This window comes from Flavobacterium sp. CF136 (genome assembly GCF_000282055.1).
Lineage (GTDB): Bacteria > Bacteroidota > Bacteroidia > Flavobacteriales > Flavobacteriaceae > Flavobacterium.
This window is the reverse complement of record NZ_AKJZ01000040.1, coordinates 49,099-65,112: the sequence shown is the minus strand read 5'-3', so window position 1 is coordinate 65,112 and position 16,014 is coordinate 49,099. Positions and strand designations below refer to the sequence as shown.

Annotated in this window: 20 protein-coding genes; 12 read left to right on the top strand and 8 right to left on the bottom strand. The window is 32.2% G+C overall.

Annotated elements, in window-relative coordinates:
* Positions 1 to 90: 90 nt before the first annotated feature.
* Positions 91 to 744 (top strand): uracil phosphoribosyltransferase, encoded by a 654-nt coding sequence (upp, locus tag PMI10_RS12495; RefSeq protein WP_007808414.1) that lies wholly within the window; start codon positions 91 to 93, stop codon positions 742 to 744.
* Here upp and PMI10_RS12490 read toward each other — a convergent pair.
* A complete protein-coding gene (locus PMI10_RS12490) occupies positions 739 to 1,668 on the bottom strand; it encodes a DUF6427 family protein (protein WP_007808411.1) in 930 nt (309 codons plus the stop codon). The genes upp and PMI10_RS12490 overlap by 6 nt on opposite strands.
* A gap of 139 nt (positions 1,669 to 1,807) precedes the next feature.
* Here PMI10_RS12490 and PMI10_RS12485 point away from each other — a divergent pair, with 139 nt between their 5' ends.
* Complete coding sequence (locus PMI10_RS12485; RefSeq protein WP_007808410.1) at positions 1,808 to 2,038, top strand: DUF6341 family protein; 231 nt, start codon at positions 1,808 to 1,810, stop codon at positions 2,036 to 2,038.
* Here PMI10_RS12485 and purD read toward each other — a convergent pair.
* Complete coding sequence (purD, locus tag PMI10_RS12480) at positions 2,030 to 3,304, bottom strand: phosphoribosylamine--glycine ligase (protein WP_007808408.1); 1,275 nt, start codon at positions 3,302 to 3,304, stop codon at positions 2,030 to 2,032. The genes PMI10_RS12485 and purD overlap by 9 nt on opposite strands.
* Before the next feature lie 96 nt (positions 3,305 to 3,400).
* Here purD and PMI10_RS12475 point away from each other — a divergent pair, with 96 nt between their 5' ends.
* The 3 genes from PMI10_RS12475 to PMI10_RS12465 are packed head-to-tail and all read left to right on the top strand — an operon-like array spanning position 3,401 to position 5,305.
* Positions 3,401 to 3,682: a type II toxin-antitoxin system RelE/ParE family toxin gene (locus PMI10_RS12475; protein WP_007808405.1), complete on the top strand. Its 282-nt coding sequence runs from the start codon at positions 3,401 to 3,403 to the stop codon at positions 3,680 to 3,682.
* A 10-nt stretch (positions 3,683 to 3,692) separates the two neighbouring features.
* Positions 3,693 to 3,995, top strand: coding sequence for a HigA family addiction module antitoxin (locus PMI10_RS12470; protein ID WP_007808403.1), 303 nt, complete (start codon positions 3,693 to 3,695; stop codon positions 3,993 to 3,995).
* Positions 3,995 to 5,305: a phenylacetate--CoA ligase family protein gene (locus tag PMI10_RS12465; protein ID WP_007808401.1), complete on the top strand. Its 1,311-nt coding sequence runs from the start codon at positions 3,995 to 3,997 to the stop codon at positions 5,303 to 5,305. Before PMI10_RS12470 ends, PMI10_RS12465 begins: the two co-directional genes overlap by 1 nt.
* 3 nt (positions 5,306 to 5,308) lie before the next feature.
* Here the strand turns inward: PMI10_RS12465 and PMI10_RS12460 are convergent, their stop codons facing one another.
* The 6 genes from PMI10_RS12460 to PMI10_RS12435 form a co-directional block, all read right to left on the bottom strand.
* Complete coding sequence (locus tag PMI10_RS12460) at positions 5,309 to 6,076, bottom strand: glycosyltransferase family 2 protein (RefSeq protein ID WP_007808399.1); 768 nt, start codon at positions 6,074 to 6,076, stop codon at positions 5,309 to 5,311.
* A complete protein-coding gene (locus PMI10_RS12455) occupies positions 6,076 to 7,428 on the bottom strand; it encodes an exopolysaccharide biosynthesis polyprenyl glycosylphosphotransferase (RefSeq protein WP_007808394.1) in 1,353 nt (450 codons plus the stop codon). The genes PMI10_RS12460 and PMI10_RS12455 overlap by 1 nt, the downstream gene beginning before the upstream one ends.
* Positions 7,428 to 8,411 (bottom strand): UDP-glucuronic acid decarboxylase family protein, encoded by a 984-nt coding sequence (locus PMI10_RS12450; protein ID WP_007808393.1) that lies wholly within the window; start codon positions 8,409 to 8,411, stop codon positions 7,428 to 7,430. The genes PMI10_RS12455 and PMI10_RS12450 overlap by 1 nt, the downstream gene beginning before the upstream one ends.
* A 90-nt stretch (positions 8,412 to 8,501) precedes the next feature.
* Positions 8,502 to 10,193, bottom strand: a complete 1,692-nt coding sequence (locus tag PMI10_RS12445) for a DUF6909 family protein (RefSeq protein ID WP_007808391.1) — start codon at positions 10,191 to 10,193, stop codon at positions 8,502 to 8,504.
* A gap of 35 nt (positions 10,194 to 10,228) precedes the next feature.
* Positions 10,229 to 11,713 (bottom strand): GH3 auxin-responsive promoter family protein, encoded by a 1,485-nt coding sequence (locus PMI10_RS12440; protein WP_007808389.1) that lies wholly within the window; start codon positions 11,711 to 11,713, stop codon positions 10,229 to 10,231.
* Positions 11,714 to 11,724: 11 nt separating this feature from the next.
* Positions 11,725 to 12,219 carry a hypothetical protein gene (locus tag PMI10_RS12435; protein WP_007808387.1) on the bottom strand — a complete coding sequence of 165 codons (495 nt, stop codon included), beginning with the start codon at positions 12,217 to 12,219 and terminating at the stop codon, positions 11,725 to 11,727.
* 208 nt (positions 12,220 to 12,427) lie between these two features.
* Between PMI10_RS12435 and PMI10_RS12430 the strand changes: the two genes are divergently transcribed.
* The 7 genes from PMI10_RS12430 to PMI10_RS12400 all read left to right on the top strand — a co-directional run bounded on the left by PMI10_RS12430 (position 12,428) and on the right by PMI10_RS12400 (position 15,999).
* Complete coding sequence (locus PMI10_RS12430; RefSeq protein ID WP_007808382.1) at positions 12,428 to 12,604, top strand: Sec-independent protein translocase subunit TatA/TatB; 177 nt, start codon at positions 12,428 to 12,430, stop codon at positions 12,602 to 12,604.
* 238 nt (positions 12,605 to 12,842) lie between these two features.
* The gene (locus PMI10_RS12425; protein ID WP_007808380.1) at positions 12,843 to 13,511 is read left to right on the top strand and encodes a hypothetical protein; all 669 of its coding nucleotides are present in this window, start codon (positions 12,843 to 12,845) and stop codon (positions 13,509 to 13,511) included.
* A gap of 40 nt (positions 13,512 to 13,551) precedes the next feature.
* The gene (locus PMI10_RS12420) at positions 13,552 to 14,061 is read left to right on the top strand and encodes a phage tail protein (RefSeq protein ID WP_007808376.1); all 510 of its coding nucleotides are present in this window, start codon (positions 13,552 to 13,554) and stop codon (positions 14,059 to 14,061) included.
* Positions 14,062 to 14,087: 26 nt separating this feature from the next.
* Complete coding sequence (locus PMI10_RS12415) at positions 14,088 to 14,609, top strand: phage tail protein (RefSeq protein WP_007808374.1); 522 nt, start codon at positions 14,088 to 14,090, stop codon at positions 14,607 to 14,609.
* Positions 14,610 to 14,657: 48 nt separating this feature from the next.
* Positions 14,658 to 15,176 carry a phage tail protein gene (locus tag PMI10_RS12410; RefSeq protein ID WP_007808371.1) on the top strand — a complete coding sequence of 173 codons (519 nt, stop codon included), beginning with the start codon at positions 14,658 to 14,660 and terminating at the stop codon, positions 15,174 to 15,176.
* A gap of 12 nt (positions 15,177 to 15,188) precedes the next feature.
* The gene (locus PMI10_RS12405; RefSeq protein ID WP_007808369.1) at positions 15,189 to 15,683 is read left to right on the top strand and encodes a GNAT family N-acetyltransferase; all 495 of its coding nucleotides are present in this window, start codon (positions 15,189 to 15,191) and stop codon (positions 15,681 to 15,683) included.
* Positions 15,684 to 15,699: 16 nt separating this feature from the next.
* Complete coding sequence (locus PMI10_RS12400; RefSeq protein ID WP_007808366.1) at positions 15,700 to 15,999, top strand: DUF6916 family protein; 300 nt, start codon at positions 15,700 to 15,702, stop codon at positions 15,997 to 15,999.
* Positions 16,000 to 16,014 lie beyond the last annotated feature (15 nt).

The following is a 16,014-nucleotide window of genomic DNA, read 5'->3' as shown; positions in this document are numbered from 1 at the left end:
AAGATACTTTTTATACTTTTATAGTGCGAAAAAAACCTTTAAATTTTCGTTTTCGTACCTTTTTACGATTAATAATTCTAAAAACACATTATGAAAATTCATTACATCTCTGAAAATAACAGTATCCTAAATCATTTTTTAAGTCAGATCAGAAATATAAACATTCAGAACGACAGCATGCGTTTTCGAAGAAATATAGAACGTATTGGCGAAATAATGGCCTATGAACTGAGTAAAAAATTAACGTATAAAAACGTAGAAATTCAGACTCCTCTTGGCATTAAAAAAACAACTGAAATTAATGATAATTTAGTTTTATGTTCAATTTTACGAGCCGGGCTACCACTTCATAATGGCTTTTTGAATTATTTTGATCATGCAGAAAACAGCTTTGTTTCGGCTTGCAGATATCATCCGAATAATGATGCTGAGTTTGAAATTTTAGTCGAATATCAAGCACTTTCAAACATAAATAACAAAACCGTTTTATTACTTGATCCAATGTTGGCAACAGGTCAATCGATAGTTGCTGTACATGAAAAATTGGTTCAGAATGCAACTCCAAACGAAATTCATATCGTAGTCGTTATTGCTGCACCGGAAGGAATTGCTCATCTGGAAAAAAATCTTCCGGAGAATTGCCATTTATGGGTAGCGGCATTAGATGAAAGATTAAATGATAAAAACTACATTATCCCAGGATTGGGAGATGCAGGTGATCTTGCTTATGGGAATAAGTTATAATTGAGAAAAAAAAGTAAATAAACTACATAAAGTAAGTATATAAAATACAATTTCGTTATTTAATTTTTGCTTAACATATTCGACATGACTTGTTGCCATCATTGCTAAAGGAGCAATACTGAACAACAACAAATCATTGCTTTTATCAGGTGAAATGATATAAACCGCAACTGCTATAAAAAAATAAGCAACTATTTTTTTATAGGATGTATGGACAATCTGTGGTCTGTTTGATAGTGTAGTTAAAACAGAAACAATAAAAAACAGCGCTACAGCAACATATATAGAAAATGAACCGTTTTCGTAATTGTTCTTAAAATAGTCCATCCTTAAATCGATAATTGCTCTGTTTTCAATAAATGTTACAGCGTCAAAATTAAAAATAAAGGATACCATTAAAAATAATAAAGCAACTCCCAAGAGAGCAATAAATGGCAGAATCCAATTTCTATAATCTCTGGAAGCGTGAAAAATTATTGATATAAAAACCAATATCAAAAAAAGAACACACCAAAATTGAAATAAGGATGCTATCAAAATCCAAAATGATGCGTCAAATATTTTTTCTTTAGAAGCCTTTAATGATTGTAGGGAAATTAATCTGCGAACCGCTAATAAGATGAAAAAATTAGCGTATAATACGTTCGGATTATTAAATATTGCGGGAAAAAACAGCAGCAGTAACAAATAGAAAAATATTGCATAACCGTTGTCTTTACTGAGTCCGTTTTTTTTAACAATGAAATTTATCAGGAAAAAAGAAGCTAAAATAAAACACAAAAGACTCACTTTTTGAAACGCCAAAAATGAAGAACTCATCCATGAAGGTTCCTGAATTTGAAAAAGAAAAAAGAAAACCAGTATTAAAATTACAACCAAAGAATAATTTAATGGTGTAGATTTTTTAAAAACACTTGTTATCATAAGGATATTTTATACTTTTGTGAATGTAAATATAATACTTGTTTAAAAAGGAAAACCAACAAGTTGAAAAAAGATTCTATTATTTGAATTTATCTTCAATGCGTTACAAAACAATAAATAACATATAATTTTATAAATTATGACAGCTTTTTTTGAAGGAATACAATACTTATTCGTTAACATTTTGTTTGCTCCACTTGACTTTTTGCGTCGCTTAGAACCTGTTAGCTGGTTTGGTGCAAACACAATTAACTGGATTTTTATGATTATTTGTACATGCGCAATCGTTTATTGGATTAAACAATTACGCATTTTTGATGCTCAGGGAACAGAAAACCAAGATACTACCGCTCACTCTTTTTTAAAGTAAGTCGAAGCCAATATCTTTTCTAAAATACATCTTATCAAAATTTAGTTTATCTATATTTTGGTAAGATTTTTTTATGGCCTGCTGAAAATCATCTCCATACGAAGTTACCGTTAATACACGACCTCCGTTACTTAAAACATTTCCGTCTTCCAATTTTGTTCCAGCGTGAAAAACAATAGAATCTGTAATCGTTTCTAAACCTGTGATTACTTTTCCTTTTTCAAAATCTTCCGGATATCCACCCGAAACCACCATAATTGTTGTAGCGCTTCTCGGATCAACTTCTAATTCGAAAGTATCTAATTTTTGATCTGCCACAGACAAAAACAATTCAACTAAATCCGATTTTAATCTTGGCACCACAACTTCAGTTTCCGGATCACCCATTCTCACATTGTATTCAATAACAATTGGTTCGTTTTTTACATTAATCAAACCAATAAATACAAATCCTTTATATTCGATCCCGTCTTTCTGGAAACCTTCAATTGTTGGTTTTACAATACGGGTTTCAATTTTTTCCATCAAAACAGCATCAACATAAGGAACCGGAGAAACTGCTCCCATTCCACCTGTATTCAATCCTGTATCTCCTTCACCTATTCGTTTATAATCTTTTGCTGTTGGAAGAATTTTATAGCTTTTCCCGTCTGTCAAAACAAAACAGCTTAGTTCAATTCCGTCCAAAAATTCTTCAATTACGACTTTTGAGCTTGCAGCTCCAAATTTTTCATGAACCAGCATGTTTCTTAACTCCGTTTTAGCTTCTTCAAGGTCCTGAATAATCAAAACCCCTTTTCCTGCTGCTAATCCGTCTGCCTTTAAAACGTATGGAGGCTGTAAAGTTTCCAAAAATGAACATCCTTCTTCAACTGTTTCGGCAGTAAAACTGTCATAAGCAGCGGTCGGAATGTTGTGTTTCATCAAAAATTCCTTTGCAAATTCTTTGCTTCCTTCCAATTGTGCCCCTAATTTTGATGGCCCAATAACCGGAATATGCTTTAAACTTTCATCATTTTTGAAATAATCATAAATACCTTTTACCAACGGATCTTCAGGTCCAACGACAACCATTTTTACATTTTCTTTTAGTACAAAGGTTTTAATTGAATCAAAATCGGTTGGAGACATTGCAACATTTTCAGCAATAGCAGCAGTTCCCGCATTCCCTGGTGCAACAAAAAGTTTTTTACAAAGTGGACTCTGAATCATTTTCCATGCAAATGCATGCTCTCTTCCGCCTGATCCCAATAATAAAATTGTCATGATATAGTTGTATTTAGTTGTGGTGCAAAAATAGTCGGTTTTAACCTTAAATAATAATTTTTTTTACTTACTTTTGACGTTAGCAACGCAAAAGGTATGATAATTTCATTTGGATCTAAAGAAACTGAAAAAATTTGGAATGGTATTATTGTAAAAAAACCTTCTGTAGAAATTCAGCAAATTGGCAGAAGGAAACTTAGAATGTTGCATAACTCATTAAATTTAATAGATTTGAGAATTCCTCCTTCTAACCGCTTAGAAAAATTGACAGGCAATTTAAAGGATTTTTACAGTATTAGAATTAACAATCAATGGCGAATAATTTTTTGCTGGGAAGATGGAAATGCTTCTGCTGTAGAAATTGTAGATTATCATTAAAATGACTAAAATGGAAAAATTAAAAAATATACATCCGGGAGAAATTTTATTAGAGGAATTTTTAATTCCTTTGAACATAACACCTTATCGTTTATCAAAAGATTTGAAAATTCCGCAAACCAGAATTTCAGAAATCACAAAAGGAAATCGCAGAATAACTGCTGATACTGCTTTGCGCTTAAGTCAATATTTTGGAAATTCTGCTAAATTTTGGCTAGGTCTTCAGGATGATTTTGATATTGAAGAAGAAGAATCAAACAAAGGCCAGGAATTAAGGTCGATCAAACGTTTCGATTTAAAAGAAGCAATTTAATGATTTCACTTTTTGATCTTTCCCTTCAATTAAACGGTTTTCCAATAAAGAAAGCGAAAGCTGATCTGGGTACTATTTCTCGTTTTTCTGAAGAAGAATTTTTAAAATTTCTCCAAAAGAAAAAAGATGAAATTGTTGGTTTTCATTTACAGAATAATAGCTTTTATAATGAATTAGTCGGAAATAAAACTGCTCCAAAATGGGAAGATTTACCCATTTTAAACAAACAAAATTTACAAAAACCACTCGAAGAAAGACTTTCAAACGGCTATTCTAAAAAAAATATTTACCTCAACAAAACGTCCGGATCCAGCGGAACTCCTTTTATTTTTGCCAAAGACAAATACTCGCATGCCTTAACCTGGGCTTCGAATATTATGCGTTTTGGCTGGTTCGGAATCGATTTTAATCATTCCTATCAAGCAAGATTTTATGGCATTCCGATGGATTTTGTTGGATACCAAAAAGAGCGTTTTAAAGATTTTTTGAGCCGTCGTTTTCGATTTCCGGTTTTCGATTTATCTGATGAAATTTTGGGGAGATTCCTGGGTAAATTCAAAACAAAAAAATTCGATTACCTCAACGGTTATACCAGTTCTATTGTTTTATTTGCTAAATATTTAGAACAAAAAAATATTATTCTAAAAGAAATTTGCCCAACGCTTAAAGCTTGTTTTGTTACTTCGGAAATGCTTTTTGAATCGGATAAAAAACTCTTAGAAAAACAATTCGGTATCCCGATTATCAATGAATATGGAGCTTCAGAATTAGATTTAATTGCCTTTGAAAATCCTCAAGGTGAGTGGCAGGTAAATTCTGAAACACTATTTATTGAAATTTTAGATGAAAATAATCAGGTTTTGCCTTACGGAAAAGAAGGCCGAATTGTGATTACTTCTTTATTCAACAAAGCAAATCCGTTTATCAGATATGATATCGGCGACATCGGAATTTTAGATGAAAAAAGTACACTCCAAAAACCAATTTTGAAAAAACTTGTTGGAAGAACTAATGATGTTGCCATTTTACCAAGCGGGAAAAAATCACCGGGACTGACTTTTTATTATGTTACCAAAAGTATTATTGAAGACGACGGAAATGTAAAAGAATTTATTATCAAACAAACGCAGTTAAATACTTTTGAAATTGAATACGTGAGTGAAAATGAGTTAAATACAGCTCAGATTCAAAAAATTGAAGAAGCTATTACCTTATATTTAGAGCCTAATTTAAACTTCAATTTTACCAGAAAAAAGGTTTTGGAAAGAACCAATCGAGGGAAACTAAAACAGTTTAAATCATATTTATAACTCTTAGGGTTTCTTGATATAATGCGGTTTGATAATCAATTGTGTGAATAAAAATCGTATCATTAACAAAACCGAAAACACAAAATTATAGCTGTGAAATTCTCTGTAAACTCCAAAATTATGTTTAATTAATTTGAATTTCGACGAAGAAATAGAATCTTTCCTAATTCTGTAAAATGCTAAAGGTTCCGATACAGGTTTCGTTGTTTTGATTTGTTTTAAAATCGTAAGCCACAATCGCCAATCCTGTCTTTTTTGAGAAGCTTCCAATGCGATTTTTCCAAAATAATCAACATCATAAATCGCAGTCAGATTACCTACATAATTGCAGAAAAACAATTGATTATATGTTAAATTCAATGGTGCTTGAACTCGCCTATTTAAGGGATTGCCTTCTTCATCAATACAATCATAAAAACTAAAAGTAAATGGTAAATTATTTGCTTTTAAAAACTGTATTTGCTTTTCTAATTTCAGTGGAAACCATAAATCATCAGCATCAAGATAGGCGATATATTTACCAACAGCTTTTTCTAAAGCAACATTTCGGGCAAAACCATTTCCTGAATTTTCAGCTAATTTAAACAATTTTATTCTGGTGTCTTTTTGAGCAAATTCCTCAATAATAGAAACTGTAAGGTCTGTCGATGCATCATCAACCAAAATCATTTCCCAATTTTGATAACTTTGATTTAGTACTGATTGTAAAGTTGCCCGGATATATTTTTCGGCGTTAAATGTTGGGGTTATAATAGAAACTAACTCACTCATTAATACGCTTTTTTATCGCCTTTAATAATATGGTAAATTGTGGTTAAAATAATTTTCAAATCTAACAAAATTGACCAGTTTTCGATATAAAAAATATCATATTTTACCCGATTGATAATATCATAATCCGATTCTATTTCTCCACGAAAACCTTTTACTTGTGCTAAACCTGTAATTCCGGGTTTTATAAAATGGCGCACCATAAATTTATCTACTTTCAGTATATACTCCTGATTATAGCTTACCATATGCGGTCTTGGTCCAACCACCGACATATCTCCCAGTAAAACATTATAAAACTGAGGTAGTTCATCAATACTGGTTTTTCGAATAATCTTTCCAATTTTAGTAACTCTTGGATCATTTTTAGAAACCTGATTCATACAAGTTTCATTGTTCACTTCCATTGATCGAAACTTATAACAATAAAATTCTTTGTTATTAAGTCCATTGCGTTTTTGCTTTAATAAAATTGGCCCTTTTGATTCCAGTTTTATTAAAATTCCCAAAATTGGAAGAACCCAGGAAAGAACCCCTGCAATGATTACTATTGAAAAAATAATGTCGAAAGTTCGCTTCATTATTTTATACAAATTTTCATCTAATCGAATATTTCTGAGCGCAATTACAGGGATATAATCATAATATTCTAAGATAAAATTTCTGAAAAATATTTGATTTCCGTCAGGAATAAATTTGAGAGTTTTCAAATTACTGTCTGCAAAATCAATAATTTCGTTCATTTGGTCTTGAGATAAACCAATAATTGAACAATACATTTCGTCAATTTTTCTGCTTAGAACAAAATCAAACATTTCATCAATTTGGGTAGCTTTTACTTTTTCAAATTCAAAAACATGTATCAATTCATATCCGTAATCAGGATTCTCCGTAAAAAAATATTGTAAAGGCGAAATACTTGCTTTGTTTCCGAATAATACAACTCTTCTGCGATTTCCACCATACACTACTCTATATTTTTGAAGAAAAAAGTAGATTGAAAACTTTATGAATAAAATACAAACAAATGAAGTCCATAAAAAAAGCAATAAAATTTTAAAACTGGTTTCATCTGCATAAAAAAAAGCTAATGCAAAAATTACAAAACCAAATAAACAGGCTTGTTTTAGGGCACAATTTAAAATTGCAATAACTTTTGTATAACGATATACCTCATAAAAACCTAAATCTGAGGCAATACCAATCCAACCAACATTTAGTACGATTAAAAATAGTATTTGATCTATAGGAAAATGAGCGATATAAACCGCAAAAAAATTGATAATGAGCAAATCTATCAAATAGGAGAATGGGCGGATATAACCTGAATATTTTCCTGTTTTGGTTCGCATTATTTTATATAATTTGAAAAGTCTTTATGTTCTTCTTTTAAAAGTTCTTCTTTTGAAAGTGATTTAAAATAATCGTAAGTAATTTTCATACCTTCAGCTCTATTTATTTTGGCTTCCCATCCTAATAATTCTTTTGCTTTTGTAGTATCCGGCTGACGTTGCAAAGGATCATTTATTGGTAAGGGATGGTATACTACTTTTTGATTGGTTCCTGTAAGTTTTATAATTTCTTCGGCAAAATCCTTGATAGTAATTTCGTCCGGATTCCCAATATTAACGGGATACACGTAATCTGAATGAAGTAATCTGAAGATTCCCTCTACCTGATCATCTACATAACAAAACGATCTGGTTTGCATGCCATCACCAAAAATAGTTAAATCTTCTCCACGAAGTGCCTGACCAATAAAAGCAGGAATTACGCGACCATCATTAAGACGCATTCTTGGTCCGTAGGTATTAAAAATACGAACAATCCTTGTTTCTACACCATGAAAAGTATGGTACGCCATTGTTATTGATTCCTGAAAACGTTTGGCTTCATCATAAACTCCACGGGGTCCGATAGTATTTACATTTCCGTAGTACTCTTCGGTTTGTGGGTGAACTAAGGGATCTCCATATACTTCGGAAGTGGAAGCAATTAAAATTCTTGCTTTTTTTACACGTGCCAAACCTAATAAATTGTGGGTTCCTAATGAGCCTACTTTTAAGGTTTGGATTGGGATTTTTAAATAGTCAATTGGACTTGCAGGGGAAGCAAAATGCAAAATATAATCTAAATCTCCCGGAACATGAACAAATTTTGTAATATCGTGATGGTAAAACTCAAAATGTTCTAATTTGAATAAATGCTCGATATTTTTAAGGTCTCCCGTAATCAGATTATCCATTCCAATGACGTAATAACCTTCTTTGATAAATCGGTCACACAAATGCGATCCTAAAAATCCTGCAGCTCCGGTAATAAGTATTCTTTTCATATTAATTTGTTTCCAAGAGCAAATTTACCTTTTTCAATTTTATAAAATAAATTTAACATTTATCTTTTTTTCTATTATTGACGAAATTTGTTATGAGTTGTTTTTTTGAAGATTTAAAATTTGCTCCAGAATCTTAATTGTAATTAAATAAGTAGGTTTTACACCTGTAGTGCCTAATCCTCCTGAAGCTAATGTACTTCCGGTTTCCAATGGATTATCCGATGCATAATACGCATATCTGACTTTAACATCATGAGGGACACTTTTTCTAATTTTTGAGGCAGATTGTATTGCTTTCTGATAATAAGAGCCTTCCATTTCAAGACCAATTACTCCCCAGGTTGATTCATGAAAGAATTTTAACAACTCCCTGTTTTGTAAAGATGTTCCTAAAACGGTAACCATGGCACCTTCAAAAACTGCAATGTCGTTTCCTTCGAACATAGCGCCCGTTAATTCATTTTCGAAGAAATAATTATCGGCAGTTCCTTCGTTTATATGTGCTGACGGAATCATGATGTCTCCTTTCCCGCCTTCCAGAATTCCGGCCTTACCCATTATCGAAACTGATTTTACATTTAGTAAAGTTTCTTTTTTAAATGGTTTTAAAAGCTCGTCGATTGTTTCGTAAGCCTGCTCACCAAAAGCGTAATCCATTACGATGATTACCGGTTTTTCTTCATCTACATTCGCTTGTGAAAATGCTGTTTTCGACCAGTCGATTTTGGCCGTATCAAAAATCTGAACATCGATATTCGTTCCAGAAGTATCCGGAAGTGAAATCATTCCGTTTTTTAAAGCTAATTCTTCAACCTGACTTCTAATTTCTTTTGATCCTGAACTGCTTAATTCTTCATAAATAAAGAAATCTGTTTTGCCTTTAAATTTCGATTTTAGCAAAGGTGTTGCAAAAATCGAGTTCATCACGCTGTGCATGTTCGCACTAATCACATGGATTGGTCTTTTTAAAAGATTATTAGCTTTTAAAACTTCCTTAATGTTGGTTGCCCAAATTTCACCATGGATGTGGTGTCCCAAACGTTCTCTTAAAACGGGACTAAAAGTTATAGTTCTTTTATTATTATCCATCATTTCTTCAATGGCTAATTTTCCAAGCCAATAAATAACGTGCAGGAAACGATCCGGCGCATTTTCGGAACCAAAGGCATCATATATATCTAAAACCTCTTCGAACGTTCTTGCTAAAATATTGGCAACATGCGAAATTGCTTTTTCTTTTTCAATCAAAGACAATTTTTTAGTCTGCGTTACTGCTTGTTCCAATTTTAGCCAATCACGTGAAACTTCACCTCCGTCATCTAATAAAACCCTGTTTTTAATTTTATGAGATTCAATGAAAATAAAAGTCAAATGTGTCAAAATATCATAGATGTCTGAACGTCCACGTGTAATTTCAACATTCATTTGTTCTTCATCAATTCGATAACAATTTCTTCTTCTTTTTGGAGGAACAATAGCCTGAAAGTGCGATTTTGAATACCCTTCATCTGAAGTTAAATTAATAAATCGGCATTGTTCTATCCCAATCGGAAGACGTTCTATAACGTATAATAATCCGTTAAGTTCTACTTTTTCTTCTGCAATATTTCCATAAATTTCAGGACGCAATGCCAATAATGATTCACGCAGGCTGTCTCCGGAAACTCCCATTGGTTTATAAAAACCACGGTTAAACAAATGGCGCATTGTAATATACATTTTTTCGATTGCTGCAGAAGATTCCTGAGCTCTTGATCTTGATATATGTTTGGTTTCTTTCATGTGTTTTTATTTTTGGACTTATAAATATAAGTTCATTATTTCAAATTATCTGCAATATCTCTATTATTTGATAATCTCGGGATTTTATTTTGTCCGCCTAATTTACCCTGCGATTTCATATATTCCTGAAAACCGTTTTTCGACACTTTGGTTACCACCACTTTTCTTAAAACATTTCCGGTGATTAAATCATCGTAATAAATGTTTTGTTTTCGCATTGAATTATCAATGGCTTCTGCAAAAGCTTCTGAATTTTCAGGTTCATTTTCAAATTCTACCAACCATTCGTGATAAGGCAATCCGTTTGACGGATTAATTTGCGGCGCTACGGTAAATTCGTTAATTACTATTTTGGTTCCATGTGTTGCCTCTTTCATTGCATTTTCGACTTCGTTAGCAATAACGTGTTCTCCAAAAGCAGAAATATAATGTTTAATTCGGCCGGAAACTATAACACGATAGGGAAATAAAGAGGTAAACTGAACAGTATCACCAATATTATAACGCCAAAGTCCTGCGTTTGTCGAAACAATCAATACATAATTTACTCCTGTTTCAACTTCACCAATTGTTAGGGTTTTTGGATTTTCGGTAAAAAATTCATCGGCTTTTATAAATTCATAAAAAATCCCTGAATTCAATAGCAATAACATTCCTTTTGCTTTTTGGGAATCCTGATAAGCAAAAAATCCTTCAGAAGCAGGAAATAATTCAATGCTGTCTACTTTTCTGCCAATCATATTTTCAAACTTCGCGCGGTAAGGTTCATAGTTGACTCCTCCGTAAATAAACAAATTAAAGCTCTTAAATATTTCGCTAATTTTTTTTCCACCGCTTTTTTCCTGTAAACGTTCAAAATACATTTGTACCCAGGACGGAATTCCCGAAATTACCGACATATCTTCTTTAATCGTTTCTTCAACAATTGCATTTACTTTAGTTTCCCAATCTTCAATACAATTGGTTTCCCACGAAGGCATTCGGTTTTTTTGCAAGTATTTCGGAACAAAATGCGCTGCGATTCCGGATAATCTTCCAAATTTAATTCCGAATTTTTCAGTTAGAATAGGGCTTCCCTGTAGGAAAATCATTTTACCATTGACAAAATCCGCATTTCCGGTTTCATGTATGTAATGCAAAATTGCATTTCGCGAAGCCTTAATATGAGTAGGCATTGACTCTTTTGTGAGCGGAATATATTTTGCTCCGGAAGTTGTTCCCGAAGTTTTGGCAAAATAGAGTGGTCTCCCTTTCCAGAGAATATTTTCTTCTCCTGATTTAACCTTTTCAATATATGTTTTTAAGTCTTCGTAATCGCGAATAGGAACATTCTTTTGAAAATCTTCAAATGTTTTTATTTTATCAAAATGATGATCAATACCAAATTCTGTGTCTTTTGCACTTTTGATTAAACTCTTAAATATTTTTTGCTGAGTTTCTACAGGTTTTTTGGACCAGGCTAATGTTTGGTGATATATTTTACTGGCAAATAATTTTGCCGCTACAGATTTAATAGACATTTTTTATTTTATTATTTTTTGTCACTTTTGTTTTTAGTTTTTTTACCGGCCTCTTCTTCGACTTTTGTTACTTCTTCTCTTAATTTTAATTCTTCTTCCGAGGCTTTCATGTCAGTTTCTGAAGAGTTATCAGCTTCTGCTAAAATAGAGTCTTTATTGAATTTAGCGTATTCTAATTCCCCATTCAATACTTTTTGAATCGCCTTGATATAGGCTTCATTCTTTTTTAGTGCAATTGTTAATGAATCCGATTTTATAGCTAATTCCGTTGCATTCCGCTTTAGCTGTGAAGACGAATATCCGGGAATAAATTCGCGTAAAGGTGTAAAAGCAATAATAAAGGTAGTGATCAGGATTAAAAATATTCCACCCAAAGAAAAAACAACAAAAACATTCATTAGGTTAAGTTTGAAGGAAAAGATTTCTTCAAAAGTGTTTTCATTCAAAATGACCAATCGGTTTTTAATGAATAATTTTTTTCTAAAATTAAATTTCTTCTTAGTCATTTTGGTTTTATATACACGCAAATATAATAATAATCACCTTGTTGATGTCTCTCTAAATTTAGGGAATATACCTGAAATTTTAATTTTATAGAATATTTAACGTCCATTTAGTACAAATTTTTTATACTAAATCATTTCTTGTTCACTAATTCTATATACCTTTGCCTAAAATTATATACAAATTTGCTTCGGCATTAAATATACAATCATGGGAAGATTAGGTCTTACAGAAATCCTCGTAATAGTAGGTATTGTGATATTACTTTTTGGAGGTAAAAAAATTCCGGAATTAATGAAAGGTTTAGGAAGCGGGATAAAGGAATTTAAAAACGCTGCCAAAGATGATCAGCCTGCTGTTAAAAAAGAAGAGGAAGAGATCAAATAATAACTTTCAAGGTATTTAATCCCCAACAATAATCAAAATGATTATTGTTGGGGATTTTTTTTTATGTCAAATTAAAATCCATTTTTTAAATCAATACTCTGCTGTCTGTATTTTCCTTAAAAAAAATTAAAATAACGCAAAAAGGGAGTTATTATTATACTGTTTGTAAATTTTTATTATATCTATTGATGTTTTTGTTATTTTTACCATAATTTTATACTTATATAAACATTTTATTATGATTGATTTAACACGTAGAAATTTTATCAAAAATGTTGGATTTGTAGGCGCTACAACACTTTTGTGCGGTAGTTCTCTTCTTGCTCAAAACACCTTCACTTCCTTTTCGGATTCAGACAATGGAGACGAAAATATTTTATCGAAATTTTCAAAATCTGCTTATTCTGATGCGTTTTTATCTGATCCGGAACTTTTGGACTGTTATAAAAAAGCAAGTATAACTTGGGAAAAAACAGGATACGAACCCTCTGGGAATTTTTGCTACAGTTCTAATGATAATCGACTGAAAATGTTTCCAATGCATCTTCATATAACCAATACAGGAAAATTAGATGATGTGTTATTGTGTTTTGGAAAAAACTCAAATGGAGAATGGAAAGCATTAAAATCATTATCCGGATTTGATCTGGAAGCGCTCACAGCAGCTATGAAAGAATTAAAAACCAAAAATAATACTGTTGATTTAACCTCCTATTTGTTTCCTACACCGGAACAAATATTAAATCCATATAGTTTTGAAACAAAAAAAGGTTCTGTTTTCTTAAAAACACTATTGGCTTCTAACCAAACTTCAACAAAAATTATTGTAAGCGAAGGTTCTAATATTATATTTCAAAAAGAAATAATATCCCAACATAGTCTTAGTGTAAATTCTGTTTTGGTTTAATAAATAATTCGAAAAAATAAACATCTAAAATTATCTCAACATGGCAGAACCATTTTTAGCTGAAACCCGCATCATGTCTTTTAATTTTGCCCCGAAAGGATGGGCAATGTGTAATGGGCAATTTTTGCCAATCAATCAAAATCAGGCCTTATTCTCATTATTAGGAACTACTTTTGGCGGCAACGGACAAACAACTTTTGCATTACCTAATTTGCGTGGAAGAACTCCAATTCATTTTAATAATAGTCATACGCTTGGAGAAAAAGCAGGTGAAGAAGCACATACACTAACTATTAGCGAATTACCTGCACACAAACATTCTCTGAATAATACAAATCAGGCAGTAAGCACAAACATTCCTGCAGCTGATGGTATATTAGGCAATACAGCTCCCAATCAGATATATAATGCTTCCGGTCAAAATCTGGTGGCAATGAGTTCTGCTGCTATTTCAAGTATTGGCGGCAGTCAGGCACATTTAAACATGCAGCCTTTTCTGGCGTTGAATTTTTGTATCGCTTTACAAGGAATTTTTCCTTCACAAACTTAATTAATAACATTTAAAAAGTAACTATTATGGCGCAACCTTACGTTGGTGAAATCAGAATGTTTGCGGGGAATTTTGCTCCTGCGGGATGGATGTTTTGTGAAGGACAATTATTGCCAATTTCAGAAAATGAAACTTTATTTCAATTAATTGGAACCACTTATGGAGGTGATGGGCAAGAAACTTTTGCTTTACCTGATTTACGTGGTCGTATTCCTATTCATAATGGTACTGGTGATTCCGGTACTTCTTACGTGTTGGCAGAAACTGGAGGTGCTGAAGCAATAACTCTTACTGCCAATCAAATACCTTCACATAATCATGCTGTAGCAGCAACAACAGATTTAGCTGATAGTGCAATTCCAACAGATGCCTATATGAGTACAACTGCTACCGGAAATAAAATATATTCAACTGCAAACCCAACAATAGCATTGCATGCTTCGGAAATCAGTCCGAGTGGTGGTAGTCAGCCTCATGATAATTTTCAACCTTATTTGTGTGTTGACTTTATTATTTCATTATTTGGAATATTTCCAAGTCAAACCTAAATATTCTTAAAATTTTAATTAAAAATAAACCTATAAAATAGTCTCGATATGGCAGATCCATTTGTAAGTGAAATACGCATTTTCGGATTTAACTTTGCTCCAAAAGGCTGGGCAATGTGTAATGGGCAAATTTTACCCCTTTCACAAAACACTGCACTTTTTTCATTATTAGGCACAACGTATGGCGGCGACGGAAAATCTAATTTTGCCCTGCCGGATATGCAAGGCAGAGCTCCTATGCATCCCGGACAAGGTAACGGACTATCATTGCATGATTTAGGAGAAACCGGAGGTAGTGAAACTGTGACTTTATTAGAATCAGAAATACCTTTACATACCCATACCTTATCTGTATCTGGTTTGAATTCTCAGGCGACAACCCCCGCAAACACGAGTTTAGGTCGTGGTAATCCTGTAAAGATTTATACATCCGGCGGTGCTTTAGTAAAAATGGGGGATAATGCTATTACTACATCAGGAGGAAGCCTACCTCATAATAATATGATGCCCTATCTAACAATGAATTTTTGTATTGCACTTCAGGGAGTTTTCCCTCCAAGAGGTTAATTAGGTATTATATTGGAATTACATATAAAAGATATTAGTCTTCGTGAAATACAGGAAAGTGATTTACCTGTTTTATGTAAAATTTACGGAAGTACACGTACTGAAGAACTGGAAAAAGGAACTGATTGGAACGAAGAACAAAAGCAATTTTTTATAGAGCATCAATTTACTGCTCAGCATGAATATTATCAAAAAAATTATATTGATGCTAAATTTTATATAATTGAAAAAGAGAATGCTATAATTGGAAGATTGTATATTGATTACTTTTTTGAAAAAAAAGGTTTCAGAATTATTGACATTACTTTATTGCCTGATTGGCGAAAAAAAGATATCGGAAGTTCTATTTTGAATGAAATTATTAAAAAAGCCTCTGAATGCAAAATGAAAGTCAGTATTCATGTAGAAAGTTTTAATCCAGCTATGAATTTATATAAAAGATTGGGATTCATCAAAATAAGCGAAACAAATGGTGTTTACCATTTAATGGAATGGAGCCCTAAATGATTTTAAAAAATAATGTATGGATATAGCTTTACTTACTTTAAACGATTTTGACACATTAATTAATAATGTTTTTACAATTCGTATTTCGGATGAAGTACAACTTGAAGCAGAATTAATCGAACTAACAAAACTGAATAATTATTCTCCTTTAGAAAGAAATCCTTTTTCAATAGTTTTTCGCACAGAACAAAAAAATGAATATTACGAACAGGGTATTTTTATAGTTGTACATCCTGAAAAAGGTGATTTACAATTATTTCTCTCTCCATTAGGTTTTGATGATGTGGGAATGAAATATGAAGCTGTCTTTTCTTAATTATGCTAACTCATT